Origin of the sequence: Viridibacillus sp. NPDC093762, from assembly GCF_050279675.1 — a bacterium.
In the GTDB taxonomy this organism is placed as follows: Bacteria; Bacillota; Bacilli; order Bacillales_A; family Planococcaceae; genus Viridibacillus.
The window spans coordinates 40,166-55,870 of sequence record NZ_JBNNUK010000017.1 but is presented as its reverse complement, the minus strand read 5'-3'; the positions used below and the strand labels follow the sequence as shown (position 1 = coordinate 55,870).

Here is a 15,705-nt window from a genome sequence, read left to right as displayed (position 1 = left end):
ACTCGTAGACTTCGGTTTACGGGTTTTTTCTATTTATGAAGGGCAATTTAATACAAAAGTGTATAAGGAGGATTTATGAAGAAACTTACAAAAAGAGTCATGTTGATAATGCTGTTAGTTTTCTCTTTTAGTGGCTTACAATTAGGGACGGTTCAAGCAGCTACTCCAAAAAATGTTGATTTCAGCATTCCAATTAAAGGGGACTTAAAAACAGCTAGTAAGAGCTATAAATTTGAAGTTACGTACAAAACGGATTATATGATTGCTAGCTATCTAGGAAACAGTGTGAAAGAAAATGAGAACTATGTAAATGACTACAGCTTAGAAATTTATAATGCAAAAAACAAATTAGTTGCCACAAGCTCTCGTACATCTTACTACAATGAAGTTGAAAAACGTTTTTATATGTATCAATTAATTGATAAACAACTAACAAAAGGTAAATATACACTAAAAGTAAAAGTCAAAAATCCATTGTCTACTAAACAGCAATTCACGATTACAACGGATAGTGAAGTATATGGTGGAACAGTTTCTATTAGTTCATTGAAAGCTAATAAGAAATCGCCACAACTTGCTAAAACAAAGATTACACTATCAACTAAAGCAAAAGGATCTTATTTAAAGTATCAATACAGCGTAACAAACACGAAAACAAACAAAAGAACTGTGTTACGAAAGTATTCATCTAATAAAACAGCTACTTGGAAACCTACAAAAGCAGGAACTTACAAAATTCTAGTGACTGTAAAAAATACAAAGTCGGGTAAAACAACAACTAAGAGTATGGCTTACAAAGTAAAGAGTAAGAAATGATGAAGCAATTTGCGAATCCTTATAATAGGGTTCGCTTTTTTTATGTCTATAAGTGAACAGCAATTTTCACATCTACAAGGCTAGAGAATTAAAGAAAGGAGAACACTCTTGCAGTAAAAAAAAAGTAATTCTATTTGCAATATTTGCGGTTGCCATAGGTAGTATTTCTGTGTTGAAAATTCAATCAATTCAAGATACACCTTCACTAACCGAATATAAAGATGAAAGTCCAGTTAGACTTGCTTAAAAAGTAGTTCTTACTTTGTCTAATCTCAAAAATAATACATTTTGCTAAAGCGAATATAACTTCATAACTACAAAACAAGTTCTGTTTAATTTTGTAAATATGATACCTATACAAAGCAATTTGATTATAGTAAATGTCATTTTGCTTTGACTTGTTATCTAAAATTTGGTATAATATACATATAGCCAATAGGATATAAAGAAAGGAGTTCAAATATGATTCAATCAAAATTGCCTGTTTTGATGGCAAATCGACGAATTAATATATCTGAACTATCAGAAGAAACAGGTATCAGTAGAAATGCTTTATCTAATTTGTATAACGAAAAAGGCAAAGGGATAAATTATCACACGATAGATACACTTTGTAGGTATTTTGAGTGCGATGTTGCAGACCTGTTAAAATTCGTGGACGAGAAAACAGAAGAGTAATGATTCAAGGTAGGGAGAAGTGTTCAATAGCAAAAGAAGGGCGGAAAAACCATGAAATTAAAAACCAAAATTATTTCTACATTAGCAATCGGAATTTTAGGAGTATCCATGTTCGGTGCAAGTGGAGAAGTACAAGCGAAACATTATAATAAAGTACCTAATGACATTCCAGCAGTGTTTAAAGAATGTCGGTTAGTTATTTCGAAAGATTCTTCTTATAAAAAACGTGATTATGGTACTGGGGAAGTAGATATTTGCTATACAAGAAGTGGCTTTTATGATAAAGAACTTAAGTTGTATACCGATATGGATTATTTTTTAACTTTAAAAGATGGAGATATGTATGACGATTGGACAACTTCGGATTATGGATACTATATGCGTGTTCATTATTTTATTGCAGAAAAATACACAAGTGCTGTAAAGGCAAGTGATGTATATATTACAAATAACAAAGTAGGTAAAAAAGATACAATAGAAGTTACAAATTTACAAAAAAATGATGTTGTAAAAGTTTATACAAAACGAAACAAGGTTACATATATTGCGAATGCCGATAGCCAAATAGCGACCGGCAAATCAAAAGGTTCTAAACTTACATTGTCTGTTAACGATTTAGGTCAAAAAGCCGGTAGTGTATACGTGACAGTAAAACGTGGCAAATTGAATGAAAGTTTCACTAGAAAAATTTCTTTCAATAAAGAAAGTGACAAAGCAGCTATAAAAACTACCCTACCACTTAGTTCAAAAAACGTGACTATTAAAAATAACAAGAATAAACATGATACTATTCAAGTTAAAAACCTAGTGAAAAAACAAAAAGTCACTATTTACGATAGTAAAGGTAAACTATTAACAAGCAAAATAGCTACAGGAAAAACGGTTACACTTAAAGTCAAACAACTTGGTAAAAAAAGCGGTTATCTTTATTTAGCAAGACAAGTTGACGGCAAAAAAACTAGTCAAAAAATTAAAGTGAAATTTAATGCTGAAAAATAACTTTAGTAAAAGGGAAGTGCCTCGTGCATTTCCCTTTTTTTATGTCTATAAGTAAAAGGCAAAATATCTGTTTGCCATTTGATAAAGGGAGGATTGTTGTTAAGAAACATGAAAAAAGCATAAAACAAGGAGGAACATAATGATTAAAAAATTGAGTTTAGCCCTACTAGCTTTTATCATTTTATTCAGCGGTATGCAGTTAGATTTTACTCAACAATTCAAAGATATTATTCAGCCAACACAAAAAGCACTTGCAGCTTCCAAAAGTAATTATGAAGTTTCATCAAATAGCTATCTATACAGTAATATAGCTGATAGTGACAATAAACATGGAAAAGCATTTGCATTGAAAAAAGATGCCGAAAAGACACCGAAAATTGTTTACGATGTTTACAGCCAAGATAAAGGTACTTATCATAAAGCTCCAAGTGTACAAAACATGGATGTAGGTCGTGGTAAAGAGGATGTTTTAACGTTTGATGGATGGAGTGTTATTCATTTCTATTACAAACATACATCATCGAATCAAAAAACGTATATCTCAGTAAAGAATCACAATACAGGAAAGATCACCATTTACGATACGAAACAAACATCATTAAGTGCAACGGATACTTTGTATTACCATGGTCAAAAGGCATGGTGTTCAGATAAAACATTTGATGAATTCGATAGTAAATGTAATAAAAAATATGACAGTGTGGGTTTTAGAGCATATATTCCTGTCGCTGATTTACAAGATCCTGATAACCCAAAAAAGTCTATCAGATTTTCAATGAAGATTATTAAAGCTGTAACACGTACAGGTTCAGATGGAGCTAAACATACTAGAACATGGTGGGACGATTTAACTGTTCCTTATATGTCTTATAATTCAGACAAAAAAAGCAATGATTTAGCTAATTTAAACTATACTTTAGAAAATACTAATAGTAAGGATCTTAGAAGAGCACAAGTCAACAAATCAACTGTTATGCGCTTGTTACAAGCGGGTGGGGATACACGATTTGCTTATTTCAATATGGGACGAATTTATTCAGTACAAGATCAAGTAGAGCGTTCAGATAGAACTGCAGTGTATTTAGAAGTGAAAACACCTGAAGAATCCAACGCTTTGAGGTATGCTGCTAGTCCATTTTGGGTTTACCCTGAAACAGCATCCATATTTGAATTAACACCTGAACCATATATCTTGTATAGGAAAGGTTACGATAAAGACAGGACGACAAGTTCAGGTGGTTATAAAAAAATATATGACGAATTAGACTTTGATACAAGATTTTCTGTCTATCGATATACGCCAAATTATTCATATGCACCACGAACGACAGATAATAGTGGTGCTAAATTAGTGAACGATGAAGGTAATCCATTAGTGCCAATTACTACACCAGTTACAGGTGATCATAAAAAACTTAGTATAATTGATGTAAAACATAAAGAATTGGGAGATATAACATATAAGCTAAGAGAACTCCCGATTTACTACAAAACTAAATCTATTAAGATTACACGTACTCACGTTGATAAGGCTACAGGGGATAAGTTAGCTAAAGACGAAGTAAGCACCGTCAATGTGGGTGACGAATACACGTATTCGCCAAAAGAGAAGATTACGAAAGATGGAAAAGATTATTACCCTATAACGGCTACCAAAACAGGAAAAGTAGGTAAACGTAATAAAACAATTACTTTCCAATATCAAACTAAAGCAAGTAATGAAGTAGCAATGACTATTGAACACTATGATAAAGATTCAAAAAAGGTACTGTTAAAAGAAACAAAATTCGTGAAAAAGTCTGCAGCTTATTCAGTTACACCAAAAGCAAAAGGTTACTTTAAAAACTCTGCAGGGAAGCTATATGAGCCTGTGAGCGCTGTTCCAGTAACGGGTACGGCAGGTGCATCCGATTTTACTATTAAGATTCCTTATAAGCTCTCTACTGACGTAGATGTTGAAGATGGCGTTACTGTTACAATCAAGCACGTTGATAAAGATAGCGGTAAGTTACTTCTAACAGAGAAGTTGCAAAAGCCAAAAGATACTACTTTCCAATATCCTTCTAAACCATCTGGTTACTTTGAGGACAGTAAGGGTAATCCTTATAATCCAGTAAAAGATATTGTTTCTATAACTACAAAGAAGGTAGATATTACTGTACAAATCGATTATACGGTTACAGCTGGGGGTGATGGAGGAGGAATTGATTTAGGAACTGGTGAGTTTTCTCCAGGAGCTGCAGAAGGCGAATTTTCATGGAATCTGAAGAAGACAAGCGATACTTCTGCGCCAGTTATGGTACTTAAAAATAGCGGTACAATGAAAGGTCGTCACTTTGAAACACGCAATCAAAAATATTCAATTGAAGGTGAAGATATTGATTTTAATTCATCAAGTTCAATTACAAAAGAAGTTTCAAATGTAGAGGATTTAAAAGATACTTCTATCAAGTACACATACTCATATGAATATACAAACAGCTATGAGCCTATTCTGTCATGTACTAAATATGATTATGACAAGGAAGGGAACAACCTCGGTTGTTTAACATGGAAGGAAGTCGGCAGAAAACCATTATGGAATTATGGGAAAACTGCTAAATGGACAGCATCATTAAAAGCCGATCACAGCTACGAAGAAGAAGTTTCAGTCTCTTCTTCAGATAGTGATACATTGGCTTTAACAGTTGGCCGAAAAGGGAAATTTAACGGAATGGAAGGCTCTAGTCCGAAACAATCCGTACAAAAAGAACGTATTTCATTTGATGCTGATAATTTAGTGTTAAATACACAACAAGTTAAGCCAGTTGCGGAGGAAATCACGTATGCTTCCGATTTAGGAAATAAATTGTATGCAAATGTAGAAGATTCACATTACTATCCTTTTAATTTGGATGAAAACTTAAAAGATAAGTATGAAAATGATACAGAATATAATTCGTCAACTTACGCTATACCAATGCGAGTTGAATCAAAAACAAGTAATAGCATGAAAATGGTCTTAGCAGATGATTTCTTTGTAACAAAAAATACAGGTCTTCAGGTATCACTTCCGCATAATGAAGCTTCACAAGATAGATTTGCTGATTTAGCTAAATCTGAATATGAGGGCTTATTTGGAGCTACTTATGATGATGAGGTACTTTATACCGCAAATAAAGGCTCGCAATTCTTCATTCCGATAGATGGGAATGATAAGGATACGAAACCAAACACGTGGTACTTTGACAACTTCGTTGTAGGGAAAGTAGGACTAAATGATGTAATTGTTGAAGTACAACAAAAATTACGCTTCAATAAGTATTTGCTTGGTAATGCAAAAGATAACCCAGTAATCAATGAACAACATGAGTCTATTAAGAATATTACTTATACGAATGGCTTCACGATTCCTAAAAGTAATCTTGAACAATTAAGTGCGCTATCATTAGATCGTACAGCACTTTCACACAGCTTCCGTTCTACAGATGTATATGATAAGTACCAAAAAATAAAAGAGCTTGTAGAGGGCTTAAATTAGTGCAATTAAGGACAGTTGGAAATATTTCAACTGTTCTTTTTTAGTATGTAGAAAGGGGTAATACAATGAAAAATGTTTACTTGTATATCTTGATGACATTCGTCGGAATAAGCGCATTGGTAGCTTTCATGTTTTTACGCCACGATGCCAATGTCAATGCAACACAAAGTATTCAGCCAGGCATTATATCAACTGAACTTGGAACAGTTCGTACAGAGGGGAAGGTAGCACTTGATAAGGAAGCTGTAGTGGCAAATTTAGCTTTAGGAATTGCCAAGTCCTATAAAGGTACACCTTATAAAACAAAAGTTGATTATGCCTTTTTAAATAAAGATGGACAAGTTGTAACAAATAATAATTCTAAGGATTATGTAGGTGTTCAGTTCAAAGTGACTTTATTTAATGATGATGGTAAAGCAGTATCAACAAGTACTGAAAGAGTTGCATTGAAAGAGATTCAGTAGAAAAAAATGAGGTGAAATAATGGATCAAAAAGTTGATTTTATGACAACGCTGTTAATTTTTGCAGTTTGCGTTATCCCACTTTCTTTCAATTTGTTCGTAGGGCAAGTAAAAAGTAGTGAAGTGATGAATACATCAACCGAACTTCGCCAATTGATTGCAACAGAAGGTGGGGTAACTACTAGGGTAGAGAGTACTGTAAATAAATTAAAAGCACGAGGTTTTGAAGTGGAATTTAAAACAGAAGATGGTTCGTCAGCTAATGGCATATTACCTGTAGGAACCGTTGTTAAAGTACTAGTAGGTTTAGATGAATTTGAAACAAGTGATGATGTGACAGTCAATAGACGTTCATAAATACAAACAAAAGGGCATTTGAAATAATGCCCTTCTAAAAATAAGAAAGACGGTGAAATAATGGACACATTATTTAAAGAGACAGATAAAGAGTACCTTATTCAATATTTTAAAATACCGAAAAAGAAGTTTAGAAATAGACGGTTACTATTCGCATTTATAATTGGTGTAATACTTTTAGCATTAGGAATTAGACAAAATTCAATGCTTTATTTAGCTGTTCCTGTAGGAGTGTTTATTGGCTATAAAATTCCTTACTTTGAAATGCGAAAAATGAAAAGTATGCAAGATGTTATTAAACAGCTTATGTTCCCTTCATTTGTCCGTCATTTCGTTTCGCTAATAGATACACAAGGGAATGTTTATCAAACATTAATTAAAACTACTGATTACATTAAAGAGCCTATTAAAGCAGAGTTAGAAGTATTGGTATCTAAATTAGGGGTTACGGATCAACAAAATCGAGAAGCCTTTATGGAATTTGCTTATTTTATCAATTCATCAGAAGCCGTAATGATTATGAGTATGATTTATGAATTTGATAAAGAAGGAATCCAAAAAGAAGGGTTAAAGGAGCTAGAAGATATTTTATCGGAACTACAAGAGAATAAGGTTGAAGAAATGCTAAATATGAAGACTAGTTCAATGGGGAAATATGCAACACCTGTAATCCTTTATACATTAGCTTTTGTATTGTTATTTACATCAATTACATTCTTTACGTATTTCAAACTGTATTTATAAGGAGAGAAAAAGATGATTAACCAACACCAAATGACGGAAGAAGAACAAATCGAGCGTTTATTGTTAGATTCATTTTTAGGAGATTACTTAGATGAAAAATCAACAATCACTGATATTACATTTAACGGTACTGATTTATGGCTGAAAGATAATAAAGAAGGACATTATAGACCGACTTCACAACCAAGTGAAGAAGAGGTGAAAAATCTCGGTAAAAAGATAGCAAATAAGCAAGGCCGACAATTCAATCCAGGGAATCCTATTTTAGATACTGAAATTGGAGTGTTTCGTGTAAATTTCATAGACACATCTATTAGCCCTAGCGGAACTACATGTGCTATTCGTATTTCAAGACCTCGTTTAGCAATGGATAGCATTAGCGCAATTGCAGACGAAGACGTAGAAAAGTTGATGAGTGTATTAATCAAAGCAGGTCAAAACTTCGTTATTTCAGGTAAAACAGGCGCAGGTAAAACTGAATTACAAAAATTAATGGCAAAGTACATTAATAATAAAGTGACATTGATTGAAGATACGATGGATAGTCATATGAAAGCTTTGTACCCTGATACTGATATTAATAGTTGGCGTACATTAACAGAATCAACGAGAGAGCATAAAATTGATGCGGCAGCTCTTAATAAAGCTGCCCTTCGTAATAATCCTGATTGGATTATTATTGCTGAAACACGAGATCATGTAATGTACCATCTGTTACAAAGTGCAATGACGGACCATTCGATTATTACAACATTACACTCAAAAGGTGCAAAAATGATTCCTTCACGTATTATCTTTATGATTGCTGAAAAATATCAAATTAATGAATTGTTATTAGGAAGAGCGATTGTTGAAGCATTACCTTTTGGAGTTTATATGTGGGTTGAAGAAGATGAAAATGGTCAAGTGGTACGATTCATGCGTGAGTTTGTAGAGTTTACAGGATTTTCTGAGCAAGGCTTAGAGTACAACACATTATATGAAGTAAAGAAAACATACAATTCAGCTGAAGATAAATACGAAAAATATGTTGTTCGCAATAAACTTTCAGATAGAGTGTTAGATGATTTAATGTATCGTGGTTTTTATCATGAGCTACCTGACGTTTACAAATACGGTGAAAAGAAAAGCGAGGGTATTGAAAAATGAATTTATTAAAAAAACGTGAAGTAAATACAGAAGAAGTACTGGAAGTTGAAATGAATAAGCCAAAAAAGAAAGAAGAAAAAAAGAAAAAGAAAAAGATTGATATAAAAGCTCGATGGGCTGAAATGAGAGTGTTTTTCCCAGCCATTCAAATTATAATTGCGAGCCTTATAATAGGAGGTTTTATTGGATGGTATATGTTTATGCTTACTAGAAGCGTAGCACTATCTGTAATTATAGGTGTTATTTCAGGAATAGTTGGTTTTTACGTAATAGTATACATTCCTAAAGAAATAGCTCATAAACAACACATTTTGAAAGAATTACAGCGCTATTCAACCAACATGACATTTTATTTGCAAGCAGGATATAACATTATGGATGCATTAAAAGAAGTGAAAAAACAGGCTGATAAGGAAATTGCAGAGGACATTGAATTAACTCTCGTTGGATTAGAAAGAAAAGCAATTTTGTACACAGATCATTTCAAAAAGTACCGTTTCGATGCTTTAGATATTTACCACGATGTATTGAATGTAATGTATCAAAATGGTGGTAATCCAAAAGAATTGTTCCACAAGCCGAACAAAGCAATTAACTTTGAATTGGTTTCTTCAGATAAGCTTTATAGAAGAAAAAAAGCATTACGTCAAAAAATATATGTAATGATGGCTACTAGTGCATTAATGCCATTCATGATTAGTTATCAAACAGATGATTTATATGATGTATTTTTAAGTACAGGCGCTACAGCCTATGCAATTTGCTGTTTATATGTATGTGGATTCTTGTTCAGCTTATACCGTTTACAAAAGAATGCTTTAGATATAACAGTGTATTAATTACGCAGATTTTTTTTGCTCAAAATGATGACAACGCATAAAAAATGGATTATAATAATTTCAGGAACTCTACCCGTTCTCTAAAAAGGTAATTTCTATTCGTTGCAGAATAGGGGTTGCCTTTTTTTATGTCATAAGGTGAAAGGAGAAATAAGTGAAAGCACTGATCAAAATTATTCTTTCCTTGTCTTTATGTTTCACATTTTATAAAACTTACGATGATATGCGAGTTTGGGCTGTAGAAAGTGTACCTAAGATACTTAATAACATTGATTTTCCTGATTTGTTTAAAAGGTCTTCTGAAATATTCAAGTCCACAGTAAGAACACCAAATAAGGAAGCTGTAGTCGTTGGAGTAGTTGATGGAGATACAGTGAAAGTAAAGCTGAATAACAAAACTACGACTATTAGAATGTTACTAATTGATACTCCTGAAAGCGTAAAAGATGGTGTGAAGCCCCAAAAGTTCAGTAAAGAAGCTAGTAATTATCTTAAAAAACGATTAAAAAAAGGTTCAACAGTTGAAATCGAATTAGGAGAAAATGCTACAGATAAGTATGGACGTACATTGGCTTACGTTTGGTTAGGGGATGAGAATATGAATTTAACTATGGTGAAAAAAGGATATGCCAGAGTTGCTTATGTATCGAAACCTAACACGAAATATTTATCTGAATTTAAACAGGCTCAAAAAAAAGCGCAATCTAAGAACTCGAAAATTTGGAGCATAGACGGTTACGCAACACCCAATGGGTTTGTTGATTAGATCTTAAATTTACTCATTGGAAGGGGGAATGACTAAAAATTAACTACTTTAAGTTTCGGAAAGGGATGATAAAACATGGTAAAGAAAATGTTTGGTGCGATTGTGAGCTTATTTGTCGTAATCGTTGTAGGAAGCCTTATGCTTGAACAGTTTCCTCAATTACAACCGTTATGGGAAGAAACACAGGTCATGGCAAAATCGCTTTATGCAACCGCAGCAGCTAAATATGGTATTGCAGGAGCCGTAATTCTGATTGCCGGTGTATTAATAATGTTCGGTACATCTAAACATAATACGTAATCTCGAAATATTCCGAGAGGTGAGAAAAAATGAAAGCTTTATTTAAAAAATCGAAAGTAATAAGTGGCAATATAGCTGAAATATCAGAGCAAGAAAAGATAAAGAAAGAGTTAAAGAAAAAGAAACGACAGTCTTCAGTAAAGCCAAAAGGGTTTGTTGCTCGTAAGACAGGTTTAATTGCATTTTGGTGTGTATTTGGATTCATAGTATTTTTCGTGTTCGTTAATGTCTTTGTTGATAATGGCAGTGCAGAAGTAGAAGAACCTAAAATGATCGTTAATAAAGCTACTTCCATTGAAGCTGTACAGTATGCTATCGACTTTTCAAAAGAATTATATACATGGAAGTCTACAAATGAAGGTATTGACGAGCACACACAGCGAATTAAACCGTATTTGGCAGCATCCTTAGATAGCAACGCAGGAATAGAAATTCAATCTGATTCTTGGAACTCTACTTGGAAAAGTAGTGAAGTTAAAGAAATTAAAGAAATCAGTGAACATTTATCTCAAATAACTCTATCTGTGAAATCTAAATTAGTGCCTGGTAAAAAGTCAAAAGGAAAAAAAGCAATTGAAGATCAACAGTATGTAACTTTCTCGGTAGCTTATGACGGTAAAACATTTGGCATTTATGATTTACCACGATTAGCAAATTACAGTAAAACAACAACATTAACGTCTGTAGTATATAACGGTCTACAAACAGCAGAGACCGATACGCAAAGTGAAGTAAATCAGTTTTTACCAACATTTTTCAAAGTGTATATAGAAGATACAAAAGACAAATTGGATTACTTATTAACGGATTCTAAAGTTACTTATGGCTTAAATGGTACTGCAAGGTTTGTAGATGTATCTACTGCTAAAATTTATCAAACAAAAGATGAGGATAAATCAAAAATCATAGCATTTGTGGAGGTTGTATTAGAAAATCCCTCTACTAAGTTACAACATACAGAGAATTACCAATTGACCATTAAAAAAGAAGCAGATCGTTTCGTAGTAGCAGGTTTCGATGAACTAACAAATGTAGAAATTCAATCAACAGAAATAACACCTGGAACAAACAACTAAGGAGGAATATAAAATGGATTTTAAAGAAGCATTCAACTGGATTAAAGAGCAAGCAGGGTACGGACTAATGGCAGTTTTACTAGTGGTGATTATTGTTTGTGCAGCGAAGCGTTCATGGATTGCAATGATTGGTAGTATTGTTGCACTAGCGTTTATTGGTATTTTCGTTACTGATCCAACAGTAATCACAACTCTATCTGCATGGTTAAAAGGAAAAATAATGACTAAATAATTGGTGCATGTTATCACGAAATGATAGAAAGAGGTAAAGTCAATGCAAGAGAAAAAGAGAATCACATTATTGGTTTTAAATGACTACCTTAAATTTGATAGAAAAATATATCAATTGCTTGGTGTATCACTTGGTAGACCGATAAAATTAAAATCAATTTTGTATTTCTTTCTTTTCGCCATTATCGAAGCAACGATTTACTTCACGCCAATAATAGGGGGGCTTTTGAAAATCGTACCCCCTGTATTTTTATTACTAATACCTTTTGGAATGGCTTACTTATTAAGCGATATACGAACGGAAGGGCGAAATCCAATCGCTTTCTTCCGTTCTATTTTTTTATATCAATTAAGAAAGAGAGAGCGTGTAAGTTATTTGCGAGGGCGTGAAATAGCAAGACCAGCTACTTATCGTTTTAGCGGTTATGCAACAGTTGAGTATAGCGATATAGAAGAAATGCAAAAGCAATTAAAACAGGAATTTACGCCAAATAGAAAAATGGATATAAAGAAAAGATTCAAAACTGAGAAACCAATTAAAAACCAAAAGTTGAAAGAGAAAAATAAGAAGGATAAAATTCCGAAAGTAAAAGAAGTATTAAATACTCCTGCTATTAAAACTGCATTGAAAAAGAAAGAAGTTCCAAAAGTAACTCATCATGAAAAAGAAACAATAGTTGAGAGAACGTCAATTTCAAATGAAAGTGTACTTCAGCCAGTTGTTGAAACTAAACCGATTGCTAAACCGGAGCCAGTTGTTGAAACTAAACCGATTGCTAAGGCAGAGCCAGTTGTTGAAGCTGAACCGATTGTTAAAGCAGAGAAAGTAGAAAAAGCGAAAAATACAATTATTAAATTACCGAAAATTAAGCAAATATTTGTAACATCACGAAAGAAAGATACACCAACTATTGATATATCAGAAAAAGAAAATGTGAATCTCCCTGTTTATGGAACTCACGTTTTAGTTGAAAAACCAATAACTGAAAAAGAAAAAATGGAATTGGAATTAGCAAATCGGCCTAATTTGAAAGATTTGAGAACACAAGTGAAAGAAGAAAAAAGAAAAATAAAGATGGAAAGAAAATTAGATAAGTTAATGAAAAAAGGAGAATGGTAAATGTATTCTGCTGTATTAGATTTTCCCATAAAGCATATCGATAAAAACTTAGTATTCGGCCAAGATGGAACGGTGACAGCCTATTTTAAAATTGGGGGCTTTAACTACGACTTTTTAGACCATGAAGACAAATTCATGCCTTTCAGTCTACAACAAGCCTTTTTGTTTAACAATCGCTATGATCTACATTATATTTCAGAGCCTTTCCCAACCAATATTGATGAGATTATTGACCATACAATTGAAGAAATGAAACTTAAAGAATATCCATTAAAAGAGTCAGGACTTCTTTATATGGAGCAGTTGAAACAAATCTTAATTGAACATCGGGCAAACAGTGAAACGAGTGAATACTTTCAATATATCGGTGTTCAGCTAAACCCTGAAAAAAACAAATATCTAGATATGAATGTAGGCTTGCAAACGTTAAATACTATCAAAGAATTGTGGAAAGGATTAAACACACCAGTCCATAAAGCACTTGGTTTACAAGTGAACGATATGCTGAAATCAGAGATCGATGCCTGGCATGATCAATCTGATATGATTCAAAGCAGTTTAATAGCAGCTTTTAATTGTAAAGTATCTAAAATTAGTACAGTAGAGTGTATTTATATCATTGAAAAAGAATTTTCGGTTACACCATCAAATATTGATATTGACCATAGACGAGGATTCAAAAGTAGTGAAAAAGTAAATACGAATGAAGGAGAAGAAGCTGTTCGTCCAAAACCTAGTGCATTTTTAGATATTCAAAATACGAATATTGAAGAAGTTACTCCAACTACACTTCGCTTTTCAAAGATATTGGAGAATGAAGAAGGACCAACAGATATGTATTCTCGTTATTTAGTAGTACATAGCATGGAATCTGAAAACTTTTTCCCTAACTTTGAGTGGATGTATCATTTACAATCAACAATGCCTTTTCCTATATCTATAAGTGTAAGAGCTTATCACCAGTCAAATGAGCGCATTATAAAACGTTTATCTAATAAACGACTAGAATATCAAGACCAACGAGCAGAAGCCTATAAATCAGGCTCAAACACCGATTTAGCACTAGACGATTCAGAACGTGGGGCAATTCAAGCTGAAGCCTATTTCCAAAAGACAGGTCAACCCGCATATTCTTGCTCTTTTGTATTTAAAGTAACTGCATCCAATACAAAAGATTTAGAAATCCGTACAAAAAGATTAAAAGATGAATTGTTGAAATACGGTATCAAAGCAGTTGCCCCGTATGGAGAACAACTTAATTTAATGATGGAAAAAGTACTTGGTGCTAGACAAATAAACGAGGATTACAAAATAGAAGTAGAAAGTGGCGTATTGGCAGGCATGATGTTTGGAGGTACTACATCAGTTGGTGATAATCGAGGTTTCTTTATTGGATTTACAGACCGATTGAATCGTCCTGTATTCGTTCAGCCTGACTTAGCAGCAAAAGCATTTGAAGGGCTAGGTAACTTAGAAGATTCTATTTCTTTAGTAGTTGCAGGAGCTACAGGTAAAGGGAAATCATTCTTTATGAACCTTTACCTATACTTGTCTTTATTAACAGGCTCTCAGGCGCTTGTAATTGATCCTAAAGGTGACAGAAAAGGTTGGGACAGTTTACCTCTCATTGATTCTGAACACATCTCAAAATGGACGTTAGGTACTAATAAAGAAGACGATGGTTGTCTTGATCCTTTCCGCACTAGTGTTGATATTGAAGAAGGTAAAAACGTGGCACTTGATATTTTGTCTTATTTAACGAATGTTGACATCAACGACATGGAGTACACTCTTTTAAGTGAAGCTATAGAATTTGTCGGAGAGAATGAAGATCCTTGTATTGGAGGAATTATAGATTACTTAGTCGCTATGTTTAACAAAGCAATTAAGGGTGAAACAAAAATTTCGGATAATCGCTTTAAGGCATTAGAGAGCTTAAAAGATGCTTTAGTTTCTCTGAATAGTCAAAAAATCAGTTCTTTATTATTCGGTAAAGTGGGTCAAAATTATAAAGTCTTAAAAGTAGATAAGCCATTACAAGTACTAATGGTTGAAAACCTGAATCTTCCCGAAAAAGGCACAGAAAAAATAAGACCGGTTCAAAAGATTTCAGAAGCCATTTTGATTTCAATTACTGCATTTACTAAGCAGTACATGTTTAAGCAAGATCGCTCAATTCATAAAATCATCTTACAAGATGAAGCTAGTTCTATTGACCGTTCAGCCACAGGGCGTGAACTAATGGACTTCATTGTACGTAAAGGACGTTATTACAATACAACGTTAATGAAAGGCTCACAAAATGCTAGTGATCATGGTGACGATGTTGCCAATATGGGTATGAAATTCTCCTTTGGATTAAAAACTACAAAAGAATCAAAACAAATGCTAGAATTTTTAAATTTACCTGTAACGGATGGTAATGTTGACCGCATTAGAACAATGGAACGTGGACATTGTCTATTCCAAGATATATATGGTCGTACAGCACTAATTCGTGTTGATCCAATTTTCTCTAATTTAGCACAAGCATTTGATTCATCTACTGCAACCGAGGTAGAAAGAGAACGTGAGCGCCAACGAAACGGTCAAGAAGATGAAGTGAATAATGATTTATAGAGAAACGGCTTAAATAGTCGTTTCTTTTT

15 protein-coding genes are annotated in these 15,705 nt (G+C 33.3%); all 15 read left to right on the top strand.

What is annotated here, in order from left to right:
* Nucleotides 1-75 precede the first annotated feature (75 nt).
* The 15 genes from ACQKM9_RS17360 (at nt 76) to ACQKM9_RS17290 (ending at nt 15,676) form a co-directional block, all read left to right on the top strand.
* Nucleotides 76-816, top strand: a complete 741-nt coding sequence (locus ACQKM9_RS17360; RefSeq protein ID WP_427735636.1) for a hypothetical protein — start codon at nt 76-78, stop codon at nt 814-816.
* A gap of 462 nt (nt 817-1,278) precedes the next feature.
* Nucleotides 1,279-1,494, top strand: a complete 216-nt coding sequence (locus ACQKM9_RS17355; protein WP_427735634.1) for a helix-turn-helix domain-containing protein — start codon at nt 1,279-1,281, stop codon at nt 1,492-1,494.
* Nucleotides 1,495-1,545: 51 nt separating this feature from the next.
* On the top strand, nt 1,546-2,493 hold the full coding sequence (locus ACQKM9_RS17350) for a hypothetical protein (protein WP_427735632.1): 948 nt from the start codon (nt 1,546-1,548) through the stop codon (nt 2,491-2,493).
* A gap of 139 nt (nt 2,494-2,632) precedes the next feature.
* The gene (locus tag ACQKM9_RS17345) at nt 2,633-6,013 is read left to right on the top strand and encodes a hypothetical protein (protein ID WP_427735631.1); all 3,381 of its coding nucleotides are present in this window, start codon (nt 2,633-2,635) and stop codon (nt 6,011-6,013) included.
* A gap of 65 nt (nt 6,014-6,078) precedes the next feature.
* Nucleotides 6,079-6,477 carry a hypothetical protein gene (locus ACQKM9_RS17340; protein ID WP_427735629.1) on the top strand — a complete coding sequence of 133 codons (399 nt, stop codon included), beginning with the start codon at nt 6,079-6,081 and terminating at the stop codon, nt 6,475-6,477.
* 19 nt (nt 6,478-6,496) lie between these two features.
* On the top strand, nt 6,497-6,832 hold the full coding sequence (locus ACQKM9_RS17335) for a hypothetical protein (protein WP_427735628.1): 336 nt from the start codon (nt 6,497-6,499) through the stop codon (nt 6,830-6,832).
* Nucleotides 6,833-6,892: 60 nt separating this feature from the next.
* Complete coding sequence (locus tag ACQKM9_RS17330) at nt 6,893-7,576, top strand: hypothetical protein (RefSeq protein WP_427735627.1); 684 nt, start codon at nt 6,893-6,895, stop codon at nt 7,574-7,576.
* A gap of 12 nt (nt 7,577-7,588) precedes the next feature.
* Nucleotides 7,589-8,725 carry an ATPase, T2SS/T4P/T4SS family gene (locus tag ACQKM9_RS17325; RefSeq protein WP_427735626.1) on the top strand — a complete coding sequence of 379 codons (1,137 nt, stop codon included), beginning with the start codon at nt 7,589-7,591 and terminating at the stop codon, nt 8,723-8,725.
* Nucleotides 8,722-9,564 carry a hypothetical protein gene (locus ACQKM9_RS17320; RefSeq protein ID WP_427735625.1) on the top strand — a complete coding sequence of 281 codons (843 nt, stop codon included), beginning with the start codon at nt 8,722-8,724 and terminating at the stop codon, nt 9,562-9,564. Before ACQKM9_RS17325 ends, ACQKM9_RS17320 begins: the two co-directional genes overlap by 4 nt.
* A gap of 154 nt (nt 9,565-9,718) precedes the next feature.
* Entirely contained in the window at nt 9,719-10,330 is a 612-nt protein-coding gene (locus ACQKM9_RS17315; RefSeq protein WP_427735623.1) for a thermonuclease family protein, read from the top strand.
* Between the two features lie 75 nt (nt 10,331-10,405).
* Nucleotides 10,406-10,630, top strand: coding sequence for a hypothetical protein (locus ACQKM9_RS17310; RefSeq protein ID WP_427735622.1), 225 nt, complete (start codon nt 10,406-10,408; stop codon nt 10,628-10,630).
* 29 nt (nt 10,631-10,659) lie between these two features.
* A complete protein-coding gene (locus ACQKM9_RS17305; protein ID WP_427735621.1) occupies nt 10,660-11,706 on the top strand; it encodes a conjugal transfer protein in 1,047 nt (348 codons plus the stop codon).
* A 13-nt stretch (nt 11,707-11,719) separates the two neighbouring features.
* Nucleotides 11,720-11,938: a TcpD family membrane protein gene (locus tag ACQKM9_RS17300; protein WP_427735620.1), complete on the top strand. Its 219-nt coding sequence runs from the start codon at nt 11,720-11,722 to the stop codon at nt 11,936-11,938.
* A 42-nt stretch (nt 11,939-11,980) separates the two neighbouring features.
* Nucleotides 11,981-13,057, top strand: coding sequence for a TcpE family conjugal transfer membrane protein (locus ACQKM9_RS17295; protein WP_427735618.1), 1,077 nt, complete (start codon nt 11,981-11,983; stop codon nt 13,055-13,057).
* Complete coding sequence (locus ACQKM9_RS17290; protein WP_427735616.1) at nt 13,058-15,676, top strand: ATP-binding protein; 2,619 nt, start codon at nt 13,058-13,060, stop codon at nt 15,674-15,676. It abuts the gene before it with no gap.
* Nucleotides 15,677-15,705: the final 29 nt, after the last annotated feature.

What these genes read in the sequence shown, in the direction of transcription:
- ACQKM9_RS17360 (WP_427735636.1), top strand. Translation starts at nt 76, where the DNA reads ATGAAGAAACTTACAAAAAGAGTCATGTTGATAATGCTGTTAGTTTTC.
- ACQKM9_RS17355 (WP_427735634.1), top strand. Translation starts at nt 1,279, where the DNA reads ATGATTCAATCAAAATTGCCTGTTTTGATGGCAAATCGACGAATTAAT.
- ACQKM9_RS17350 (WP_427735632.1), top strand. Translation starts at nt 1,546, where the DNA reads ATGAAATTAAAAACCAAAATTATTTCTACATTAGCAATCGGAATTTTA.
- ACQKM9_RS17345 (WP_427735631.1), top strand. Translation starts at nt 2,633, where the DNA reads ATGATTAAAAAATTGAGTTTAGCCCTACTAGCTTTTATCATTTTATTC.
- ACQKM9_RS17340 (WP_427735629.1), top strand. Translation starts at nt 6,079, where the DNA reads ATGAAAAATGTTTACTTGTATATCTTGATGACATTCGTCGGAATAAGC.
- ACQKM9_RS17335 (WP_427735628.1), top strand. Translation starts at nt 6,497, where the DNA reads ATGGATCAAAAAGTTGATTTTATGACAACGCTGTTAATTTTTGCAGTT.
- ACQKM9_RS17330 (WP_427735627.1), top strand. Translation starts at nt 6,893, where the DNA reads ATGGACACATTATTTAAAGAGACAGATAAAGAGTACCTTATTCAATAT.
- ACQKM9_RS17325 (WP_427735626.1), top strand. Translation starts at nt 7,589, where the DNA reads ATGATTAACCAACACCAAATGACGGAAGAAGAACAAATCGAGCGTTTA.
- ACQKM9_RS17320 (WP_427735625.1), top strand. Translation starts at nt 8,722, where the DNA reads ATGAATTTATTAAAAAAACGTGAAGTAAATACAGAAGAAGTACTGGAA.
- ACQKM9_RS17310 (WP_427735622.1), top strand. Translation starts at nt 10,406, where the DNA reads ATGGTAAAGAAAATGTTTGGTGCGATTGTGAGCTTATTTGTCGTAATC.
- ACQKM9_RS17305 (WP_427735621.1), top strand. Translation starts at nt 10,660, where the DNA reads ATGAAAGCTTTATTTAAAAAATCGAAAGTAATAAGTGGCAATATAGCT.
- ACQKM9_RS17300 (WP_427735620.1), top strand. Translation starts at nt 11,720, where the DNA reads ATGGATTTTAAAGAAGCATTCAACTGGATTAAAGAGCAAGCAGGGTAC.
- ACQKM9_RS17295 (WP_427735618.1), top strand. Translation starts at nt 11,981, where the DNA reads ATGCAAGAGAAAAAGAGAATCACATTATTGGTTTTAAATGACTACCTT.
- ACQKM9_RS17290 (WP_427735616.1), top strand. Translation starts at nt 13,058, where the DNA reads ATGTATTCTGCTGTATTAGATTTTCCCATAAAGCATATCGATAAAAAC.